The following is a 9053-nucleotide window of genomic DNA, read 5'->3' as shown; positions in this document are numbered from 1 at the left end:
GGCCACGGCCGCGGTCGCGACCGTGAGGGAGACGGCGGAGAGGCGGACGATGCTCTGTATGCCAGCGGTACGTGGACGCCGGTGTGCGGCCATGGCGAATCAACCCCTTGTGTCGGTGAGGTCTCCGGGGCCTGGAGGCGGCCGGTGCCGGAGCGGGCCGGAACGCCGCCCGGCGCCGTGTCCGCCGGGGCCGGAGTGATCGTCCTGACCGGATCGTAGGCGGGCCGGGGCGGCCGGAACGCTGTCTGAGGGATGCGCTCAGGAGGGCATAAGCAACTGTTCAGGTTCGGCGCCGCTCCGTGTCCGCCGGGGAGCACCCCGCGTACGGATCCCGGCGTCCGCGGGTGGCTCTCCCGGCCGCGACGGGGCCGGTTCCCGGGCCCGGGGCTCACCCGGCGGGCGGGGTACGGCCGGTCCGGTGCGCCCGACGCACCGCATGCGGGGCCGCCCTGACGAGGAGGCGGGGGCCGCGCGAGCGGCGGACCCGCCGTCGGCCACACTGATGCGGTGCCCCGCCTCACGCGCTACCTCCTCATATGGCTGTCGTGCACCGCGGCCAGCGTCACCGCGGTCATGCTCACGGTGTACTTCGTGATCGGCCTGACCCGTCCGACGCCGCCCGCCGCGCGTTCGGTCCAGGCGGTGTACCCGTCGCCCTCCGGCCTCGTGGGTGTGCCGGCCTCGTCCGCGGCCCCCACGCCGACCCCGTCGGCCACCCCGACCGGCACACCCGTGAAGGCACCCCCCACCACGCGGACGCCGTCTCCCTCGCCCACCCGGGCGCCCGTCACGGCCACGCCCCGCCCGTCGCCGAAGTGCACCGGCGGTCCGGGACTGCACACCGTCCCGTCCGAGGGCGGCAAGGTCACCGTCCAGTACGGGCGCACCAGCGTYTGCTTCGTCTCCGCCGTGCCCGACCCGGGATTCCGTACGAGCACGCAGCAGACCGATCCGGACACCCTGGTGGTCGTCTTCACCAGCGACGACCACCGTTCGGAGATCACCGCGACCGTCGTGCCGACCGCCAAGGCCAGCGTCCGCGAGACCCGGCTGTGAGCCGCCGGGGACCGGCTCCGCGCTGACCGGCCGCGTGTCGCACCAGCAGCCGCACTCTTGTCGCCCCGCAACCTGAGCAGTTCCTTAAGCGTCCCTGATGACCAGCATCAGGACGGCTCCGGGCGGGTTCGCCGCCCCTATGCTCACGGTCGGTCAGGACGATCACTCCGGCCCCGGCGGACACGGCGCCGGGCGGCGTTCCGGCCCGCTCCGGCACCGGCCGCCTCCAGGCCCCGGAGACCTCACCGACACAAGGGGTTGATTCGCCATGGCCGCACACCGGCGTCCACGTACCGCTGGCATACAGAGCATCGTCCGCCTCTCCGCCGTCTCCCTCACGGTCGCGACCGCGGCCGTGGCCACCGCCTGCGGCGTCGGCGGCTCGAAGAGCGACGACGCGCGGAGCGTCTCGGTGGCATCGGTCCCGGACGCGCCCACCGAGCAGAGCACCGCCGACCCGGGTCCCACGGCCGCATCGGCCGGAACGCCCTCCCCACCTCCGACAGCGGCTCCCGGTCAGGGGGCGGCAGCCAGGCCCAGGAAGTCGTCCGCCTGGTGAACGTCGAACGCGCCGCGGCAGGCTGCAAGGCCCTGACGGTGGACGCGGACCTGACCGACGCCGCACAGGAGTACAGCGAGGCCATGGCCGCCACCGGGAACTTCTCCCACACCGGTACGGACGGCACCCAGCCTCAGAACCGCATCGAAGCGGCCGGGTACACCTGGTCACGGTCCGGCGAGAACATAGCCAAGGGTCAGGCCGACGCCGCGGCCGTCGTCGACGCCTGGATGAACAGCCCGGGCCACCGCGCGAACATCCTCAACTGCGGCTTCACCGAGATCGGCGTCGGCGTCAGCACCGACGGCGGACCCTGGTGGACCCAGGACTTCGGCACCCCGGCCTGACCACCGCGGGCCGGACGTCCCCCGCGGGGCACCCGGACCGGCCGGTCCTCAGTGCGGCGCCACCAGCTTGATCCCGACACCGCGCACCGTGCGCAGATAGCGCGGCGCGGAGGCCCGCTCGCCGAGTTTGCGGCGCAGCGCGGACACGTGCACGTCGATGGTCTGGTCCTCGATGTACGCCTCGCGCCACACCTCGGTGAGCAGACGCCGCCTGGATATGACCGTTCCGGCGTGCCGGGCGAGGAAGGCCAGCAGGTCGAACTCCCGCCGGGTGAGGACCAGTTCACGGCCGGCCAGGTAGGCGGAGCGGGCCAGCGGATCGACGGCGAGCTCGCCGACCGTCACCGGACTCATCGGGTCGACGGGCTGCGGCTGCCCTCCGGCGGCCGGGCCGGGTGCCGCGCTGCGCCGCAGGACCGCCGACAACCGGGCCATGAGCTGAGCCCCGGAGAACGGTTTCACCAGATAGTCGTCGGCCCCCGCGTTCAGCAGCTTCACGATCTCGTTCTCGTCGTCCCGGGCGGTCGCCACCACCACGGGCACGTTCGAGATGCCCCGGATCATCCGCAGCGCATCGGCGCCGTCCAGGTCGGGCAGGCCGAGATCGAGTACCACCGCGTCCAGCGCACCCTGGGCGACCTCGCGCAGCGCACCGAATCCGTCGCCCGTGCTGCGCACCGTGTGGCCGTGCTCCGAGAGGATCTCCATCAGCGAGGCACGGATGCTGGGGTCGTCTTCGACCACGAGTACGCAGGGCATGGCGGTCACCCTACAGCGGCCTGTCCGCCATCCGGACAGGCCCTTACGGCCTGGTGGAGAGCCGCTCGAGGACCGGCCCGCGCGCCCTGCGCCACGAGGTCGAGGCCGCCATCCTCGACCCACCTCGTCCCACGCCGGCATCCTCGACCCACCTTGTCCCACGCCGACCACCCCGGCAGCCCGCAGGGGCTGCGGCTGATGAGGGACCGGTGCCCACGAACCGGCCGGACGTCCGCGGGGGAGGTCGGATGTGCCGGAACGGCCCCGAACCCGACTGACCGCGAAGGACGATGGGAAGGACTCGTCCGGGCCGGTCGGTCCGGCGTTCCCATGGGGGGAGGGCGCGTATGGAGGCTGCCATGATGCCGGCCGTCATCGCTGCCGTAGCGGCGGTGGTGGGTGGTCTCCTGACGGCGTTCGCCACGCGGTCGGTCGAACGGCTGAGGCTGCGGGCCGGCCTGCTCGAGAAGGCGCAGGAGCGAYGCCTGACCTGTATCGAGGGCTTCATGCTGGCTACGAGTCTGTGGATGGACTGGCTCGTCTACATCCAGGAATCGGGCTGGGAGGGCAAACAGGAGGAGCTGAACCGCCGCGTCCGGGCCCGCGACGAGGCCTATCGACGGCTCCTGCTGCTGGCGTCGGACGACCTGTACCGGTGGCTGAAGGACGCCTACCTTCCAGCGGAGCATCTGGTGCGGCAGACGTACGTGCGCCAGCTGCGGAGTGGCGTCGAGGTCGATCGACAAGCGCTGGCCGCTCGCCGGGCCTTCAACGCCATGCTCAGGGACGACCTCGTGGACCTGGCCCGCCCGGAGATCCGAAAACTGCGCGACCCGCTGGCCTGAGCGACCGTCAACCTCGCTGCGGGCTGCGGGCTGCGGCTGCGGGTCTCGGGGGCTCGCGGAACGTCCCGGACCGTCCATCCGCGGCCGTGGTTGCGACACGGACGGGCGCAGGGCGGGGGCCGTCAGCGCGGTCACGGTCTCAGTCCGGCGGCCGGGCGGACGCGATGGCCCGACGGCCGAGGCGTCCTGACGTGACGTCAGCGAGGGGCGTGTGTGCCTCAAGAGGCCCTCTTGTGGGTTGCGTCCGATGTTTCGAGAATGCCCATGACAACCGAAGGATCTTCGGTCGCATCGTCATCGGAGGGGAACCCCCACATGAACAAGCCTCTCACCGGCGCCCTGCTCGCCCTGCTCCTGACCGGGGCGGCAGCAGCCCCGGCCGTGGCCTCCGCGCCCCGGGACACGGTCGCGCAGACCCCGGCCTCCGCGCCACGCGCCCAGGCCGCGACGGCCGTCGCCGTCGACTTCGCGGGGACGGTCGCGCTCAGCAACTGTTCCGGCTCCCTCGTACGTACCCCCGGCTCCCTGCCCGGCGACCCCGCGCTGGTCCTCTCCAACGGGCACTGTCTGGAGACCGGCTTCCCCGCGGCCGGCGAGGTCATCAAGGACCAGCGGTCCAGCCGCTCGTTCTCCCTTCTCAACTCGGCCGGCTCCAAGGTCGCGACCCTGCGCGCCGGCAAGATCGCCTACGCCACGATGACCGACACGGACATCTCGATCTACCAGCTGACCAAGACGTACGCGCAGATCCAGAGCCAGTACGGCATCAGCGCGCTGACCCTCAACGACGTCCGTCCGGCGCAGGGTTCGGCGATCAAGGTGGTCTCCGGGTACTGGAAGCGCGTCTACAGCTGCAACGTCGACGGATTCGCGTACCGCCTCAAGGAGGGCGAGTGGACGTGGAAGGACTCCGTCCGCTACACCTCGTCCTGCAACACCATCGGCGGCACCTCCGGTTCGCCGGTGATCGACACGACCACCGGAAAGGTCGTCGCCGTCAACAACACGGGGAACGAGAGCGGTGAGAGCTGCACCGTGAACAACCCGTGCGAGATCGACCAGAACGGCACCGTGACGGTCCGCCAGGGCATCAACTACGCCCAGCAGACGTACACGATCGTCCCCTGCGTCGGCGCGGGGAACGTGATCGACCTGAACCGCCCCGGCTGCGTCCTGCCGAAGCCGTGACGCCCCTGCCGCCCGGCCCGCCCGGGCCGGGCGGCAGGTGTCGCGCCCTCTCGGACAAGGCCGTCGCGAGCGTCATCGGGGCGGGCGTCCGCGCCCGTCGCGGGTCGAGCCGTGCGTGAGGCGACCCCGCCCCTCAGGCCGATTTGCGCCACACGGACACGTGCTTCGTGGAGTCCTCGGTGAAGGGCGCCCCGTCCCAGTCCGCGACCCGGCGTTCCAGTTCGAGCCCGGCGATCCGTGCCATCAGGTCGAGTTCCGCCGGCCACGCGTACCGGTGCCGGGAGTCGCCGCGCCGGTACCGGCCGTCGTCCTCGCGCGTGACATGGTGCGAGACGAGGATCTGCCCGACCAGGTCGAAGGTGTCGAAGCCGAGATGCCGCTCGGAGACGTCGAACGGCACCGCGACCTGGCCGGGCGGCAGGAACCGCAACGGCGGCACGCTGAGTTCGATGACGAATCGGCCGCCGGGCGCCAGATGGCGTGCGGCGTTGCGGAAGCACTCGACCTGCTCCTCCTGCGTGAGCAGGTTCGAGATGGTGTTGTAGACGAGATAGACGAGAGCGAACTCACCGGGGACGACGGTCGTGGCCATGTCCCCGATGGCCAGCGGGAGGGCGTCCTCGTCGAGCTTGCGCCGTAGGACCGCCGCCATGTGCTCGGACAGTTCGATGCCCACCACCGGCACGCCGCGTTCCCGGAGCGGGACGCCCACGCGCCCGGTCCCGATCGCGAACTCCAGTGCCCGCCCGTCTCCGGCGAGATCGGCGAGGAAGGCGAGTGTCGGTTCGAGGACGGCGGCGGAGGACATCTCGGTCTCCCCGGCGTCGTAGCGTTCGGCGGTCGCCCGGTCCCACAGCTCACTGCTCGTCACGAGCGGCCACTGTGCCGGGCGTGGCAGGGCGTTGTCGACGCATTTACCGTCCCACGGCGTCGACGCCGTCGGCGTTCCCCGACCCGGGGTCCGGTCGTGTGGCCCTGCGTGGAGCGGCCGGCCGCCGCGTCGTGTGCGCCCCGCGGTATGCGCGCACTGCACGCGGCCGAGGCGCGGATCGCCATGGTCTGTGGCAACCACTGCCCGCACCTGACCACGAAGCGGTGCCAGTGGGTCGGGACGTGGGTGGCGGCGAACAATGTGGTGATCGCCTACACCCCGATCAGCGGCTCCTTGCTCCACCGGATCGAGGTCGCCACATCATCCGGCGGACCAAACACGCAGCCGACGAACGCCGCACGACGTCGTCAGCCGGCCGAACATTGCCCGATCTAGGCGTCGTCGCGGCACAGGCAGAACGGGTGGCCGGCCGGGTCGAAGAGTACTCGGACGTTTTCCTGCGGCTGGAAATCCGCAACGGTGGCGCCCAGGGCGACCGCCTCGGCGACCGCTGAGTCCAGGTCGCCGACCTGGAAGTCGAAGTGCATCATCGGGCGCTGGTCGCCGTCGGCCGGTGGCCACACCGGAGCCCGATAGCCCTCCGCCTGCTGGAAAACGAAGAACGGTCCATGCTGGGAGGCGGTCACAATGGCTGTTCCCGGCTCTTCGTGCCCGATGTGCCAATCGAGGAGCTCGGCATAGTACCTGGCCAAGCCGCTGGGGTCCGGCGCTTCGATCGTCGTCCCCCACCACATGCCGCCTGTTCGAGATCGCATGCCCGACCCTATCCGAGGCCCCCGGCCCCCGGACCCGCCGATACCACCCGTTGGCCCCGGAGCGACTGGCGAGGGGCGGGCCACGGAGGCTCTCGGCGCTCAGCTGTAGTACGCGATCTTCTCGTCCAGGACTCCGATCGCCCGCGACAGCGCCGCGACCCGCTCCTCCAGCACCGCGCGGCGCTCGCGGAGGAAGGCGACCCGGTCCTGGGCGGAGTGGTCCGTGCGCAGGATGGCGACGAAGGCGCGCAGGTCCGCGATGCCGAGTCCGGCATCGCGGAAGCACGTCACCATGCCGATCCAGAAGACGTCCTCCTCGGTGTACTCCCTGCGTCCGCCCGCGGTGCGTCCGATCGGGCCGATGAGTCCTTCGCGCTCGTAGTAGCGGAGGGTGTCGATCGAGACGCCGGTGCGATCGGCCGCGGTCGCCGGGGTCAGGGTGGTCATGGGTCTCCTTCCGCGACTTCGCCGAGGACGGCGAGCACGTCAACGGGTGCCGGGATGATCATAGGACTGAGAAGGCGGCCTGTCGGCGCGCCCGTGGGAACCCGCATCAGCGAGCCGGACGGCCGCACGGCGCCTCCGTCGCGATCCGCACCACGTCTCGCGCGCCCGGGTACGCCCGGGGCCACGAACCCGCCGTATCGGCATCGACGCGGGTGCCGCAGTCCGTCGTCCCGAGGACGATCCGGGGGGGCGACGTCATGGCGCCCATGCTCGGACCTGGTGCGCGCTCCAGGTCAAGAGCCCTCGTGGCGGGGGGCCTTCGCCTCTCCTCTCCGGCGGCCCGCACCTTTTCGATCTTCCGCTGCGGCGAAGCAGTCCTGCATACTCCCGCCATGAACATGCGCGGTTCGCGGCTGCTTCTCGCGGTCCTGCTCGTCGGCACCACACTGACCGGCTGCTCCGCACTCTCCCCGTTCGACACGTGCGAGGACACCGCGTCGCCTCTCAGGAAGCTCGACGCGGTGGAGGTGCTGGACCTGCGCCCCGCGGAGGCCAGGCCGGTCGACGGCGGATCCCGGGCCTACTGCACCGACGACAGCGGAGACGCGGGTCTGACTGCCGAGCGGGTCTACGTGTACGGCGGGACCCGCGAGGAGGTGCTGGACTACTACGGCCGTGCCGTCCCGGCAGCGGGATGGCGCCCGGTACAGGACCTCGACACGGGGCCGGAAGGCCGGCGGGCCGTCTTCTGCTTCGAAGCCGCCGAGCGCCCGAGCGTGACGCTCGCCTTCGAGCCTCCGGAACGCCTGCGGGAGATCGAGGGACTGGATCCGGGACCGGAGGCCGCCGACCCCGGCTCCCACGTCTGGTTCTCGTTGTTCGCCGAGTCGGCCACAGACGGTTCGCGCTCGGGGTGCCTGGACTAGGTCCTGTCCGGCGCGGCCAGGGGAGTGCCCGGGCCGGAGCCGGCCCCGCCGCCCCCGGCCCCGTGTCGAGGTCCTGTACCGGGCGCCATCCCGCTGCCGGGACGGCACGGCCGTAGTAGTCCAGCACCTCCCGCCATCGCCTGGTGCGTCGGCCTCACGGTGCTCGGCTACTTCTGGTCGACCTCGAAGTTCAACAGCGACCCGAGCTGACCGCCATGACCGTGCGGGCCTCGTCCCGCGACCCGTCCGACCCCCCGGGGCGGCGGGCGCCGACGCGATGTCGGTGCACGCCGCCCCGGGGGGTCGGACGGGTCGCGGGACGAGGCCCGCACGGTCATGGCGGTCAGCTCGGGTCGCTGTTGAACTTCGAGGTCGACCAGAAGTAGCCGAGCACCGTGAGGCCGACGCACCAGGCGATGGCGATCCAGCCGTTGTTGCCGATCTCGGTGCCGAGCAGCAGGCCGCGCAGGGTCTCGATGGCGGGGGTGAAGGGCTGGTACTCGGCGATCGGCTGGAACCAGCCGGGCATCGAGTCGAGGGGGACGAAGGCACTGGAGATGAGGGGCAGGAGGATCAGCGGCATCGCGTTGTTGCTGGCGGCCTCGGCGTTGGGGGCGCCCATGCCCATCCCGACCGCGATCCAGGTGAAGGCCAGCGAGACCAGAGCGAGCAGCCCGAACGCCGCGACCCACTCCAGGAGGCTCGCGTCGGTGGAGCGGAAGCCCATGGCGACCCCGACGGCACCGACCAGGACGACGCTGATGATCGCCTGCAGCACGCTGCCGACGACGTGCCCGAAGAGCACGGACCCGCGGTGGATGGCCATGGTGCGGAAGCGGGCGATGATGCCCTCGTTCATGTCCGTGGAGACGGAGACGGCGGTGCCGATCGTGGTGGAGCCGATGGTCATGAGCAGGATGCCGGGCACGAGGTAGGCGATGTAGGCGGAGCGGTCTCCGCCGCCGATCCCCGCGCTCATCGTGTCGCCGAAGATGTAGACGAAGAGCAGCAGCAGCATCACCGGGGTGAGCAGCAGGTTCAGGGTGAGGGACGGGTAGCGCCGGGCGTGCAGGAGGTTGCGGCGCAGCATGGTGGCGGAGTCGCGCACGGTCGCCGCGATCGCGAACGAGGCCACGGCGAAGCCGATGAAGACCAGCCAGATCACCAGCGAGAGGATGGAATCGAACCCGTCGCGCAACATACTGAGCACCGCCTCGTGAATGGTTGGAGCGCCTCGCGGTCAAGGTACCCGGTACAACGCACCGGGCACCTCGATTGG

The 9053-nt window shown here is 71.4% G+C and carries 11 protein-coding genes; 6 read left to right on the top strand and 5 right to left on the bottom strand.

Annotated features, from left to right (window positions below; translation table 11 throughout):
- Nucleotides 1–507: 507 nt before the first annotated feature.
- Nucleotides 508–1056, top strand: coding sequence for a hypothetical protein (locus EAO71_RS39395; protein ID WP_261992484.1), 549 nt, complete (start codon nt 508–510; stop codon nt 1054–1056).
- A gap of 555 nt (nt 1057–1611) precedes the next feature.
- Nucleotides 1612–1962, top strand: a complete 351-nt coding sequence (locus EAO71_RS34120; RefSeq protein WP_261992483.1) for a CAP domain-containing protein — start codon at nt 1612–1614, stop codon at nt 1960–1962.
- A gap of 48 nt (nt 1963–2010) precedes the next feature.
- Here EAO71_RS34120 and EAO71_RS34115 read toward each other — a convergent pair whose 3' ends face one another.
- The gene (locus EAO71_RS34115) at nt 2011–2721 is read right to left on the bottom strand and encodes a response regulator transcription factor (protein ID WP_147981700.1); all 711 of its coding nucleotides are present in this window, start codon (nt 2719–2721) and stop codon (nt 2011–2013) included.
- A gap of 347 nt (nt 2722–3068) precedes the next feature.
- On the opposite strand from EAO71_RS34115, the gene EAO71_RS34110 reads away from it, so the two are divergent.
- Together EAO71_RS34110 and EAO71_RS34105 are read left to right on the top strand one after the other, a co-directional pair.
- Entirely contained in the window at nt 3069–3566 is a 498-nt protein-coding gene (locus tag EAO71_RS34110) for a hypothetical protein (protein WP_147981699.1), read from the top strand.
- Between the two features lie 315 nt (nt 3567–3881).
- Nucleotides 3882–4754, top strand: coding sequence for a S1 family peptidase (locus EAO71_RS34105; RefSeq protein ID WP_147981698.1), 873 nt, complete (start codon nt 3882–3884; stop codon nt 4752–4754).
- 133 nt (nt 4755–4887) lie between these two features.
- Here EAO71_RS34105 and EAO71_RS34100 read toward each other — a convergent pair whose 3' ends face one another.
- Complete coding sequence (locus EAO71_RS34100) at nt 4888–5625, bottom strand: class I SAM-dependent DNA methyltransferase (protein ID WP_147981697.1); 738 nt, start codon at nt 5623–5625, stop codon at nt 4888–4890.
- A 147-nt stretch (nt 5626–5772) separates the two neighbouring features.
- On the opposite strand from EAO71_RS34100, the gene EAO71_RS39390 reads away from it, so the two are divergent.
- Complete coding sequence (locus EAO71_RS39390) at nt 5773–6021, top strand: hypothetical protein (RefSeq protein WP_261992482.1); 249 nt, start codon at nt 5773–5775, stop codon at nt 6019–6021.
- Here EAO71_RS39390 and EAO71_RS34090 read toward each other — a convergent pair.
- Complete coding sequence (locus tag EAO71_RS34090; protein WP_315986631.1) at nt 6018–6401, bottom strand: VOC family protein; 384 nt, start codon at nt 6399–6401, stop codon at nt 6018–6020. The genes EAO71_RS39390 and EAO71_RS34090 overlap by 4 nt on opposite strands.
- 99 nt (nt 6402–6500) lie before the next feature.
- Nucleotides 6501–6848, bottom strand: coding sequence for a MerR family transcriptional regulator (locus EAO71_RS34085; RefSeq protein ID WP_147981696.1), 348 nt, complete (start codon nt 6846–6848; stop codon nt 6501–6503).
- Nucleotides 6849–7240: 392 nt separating this feature from the next.
- Here EAO71_RS34085 and EAO71_RS34080 point away from each other — a divergent pair, with 392 nt between their 5' ends.
- The gene (locus tag EAO71_RS34080; RefSeq protein WP_147981695.1) at nt 7241–7774 is read left to right on the top strand and encodes a hypothetical protein; all 534 of its coding nucleotides are present in this window, start codon (nt 7241–7243) and stop codon (nt 7772–7774) included.
- A 343-nt stretch (nt 7775–8117) separates the two neighbouring features.
- On the opposite strand, the gene EAO71_RS34070 is transcribed toward EAO71_RS34080, so the two are convergent.
- The gene (locus EAO71_RS34070) at nt 8118–8864 is read right to left on the bottom strand and encodes an ABC transporter permease (protein WP_410094276.1); all 747 of its coding nucleotides are present in this window, start codon (nt 8862–8864) and stop codon (nt 8118–8120) included.
- Nucleotides 8865–9053 lie beyond the last annotated feature (189 nt).

This window comes from Streptomyces sp. MS191, from assembly GCF_008042125.1.
Classification (GTDB): domain Bacteria; phylum Actinomycetota; class Actinomycetes; order Streptomycetales; family Streptomycetaceae; genus Streptomyces.
This window is presented reverse-complemented; position numbering and strand designations above follow the sequence as displayed.

Coding starts and splice junctions, on each gene's coding strand:
- EAO71_RS34090 (WP_315986631.1), bottom strand. CDS start 6,401: ATGCGATCTCGAACAGGCGGCATGTGGTGGGGGACGACGATCGAAGCG.
- EAO71_RS34115 (WP_147981700.1), bottom strand. CDS start 2,721: ATGCCCTGCGTACTCGTGGTCGAAGACGACCCCAGCATCCGTGCCTCG.
- EAO71_RS34105 (WP_147981698.1), top strand. CDS start 3,882: ATGAACAAGCCTCTCACCGGCGCCCTGCTCGCCCTGCTCCTGACCGGG.
- EAO71_RS39390 (WP_261992482.1), top strand. CDS start 5,773: ATGCGCGCACTGCACGCGGCCGAGGCGCGGATCGCCATGGTCTGTGGC.
- EAO71_RS34070 (WP_410094276.1), bottom strand. CDS start 8,864: ATGCTGCGCCGCAACCTCCTGCACGCCCGGCGCTACCCGTCCCTCACC.
- EAO71_RS34080 (WP_147981695.1), top strand. CDS start 7,241: ATGAACATGCGCGGTTCGCGGCTGCTTCTCGCGGTCCTGCTCGTCGGC.
- EAO71_RS34085 (WP_147981696.1), bottom strand. CDS start 6,848: ATGACCACCCTGACCCCGGCGACCGCGGCCGATCGCACCGGCGTCTCG.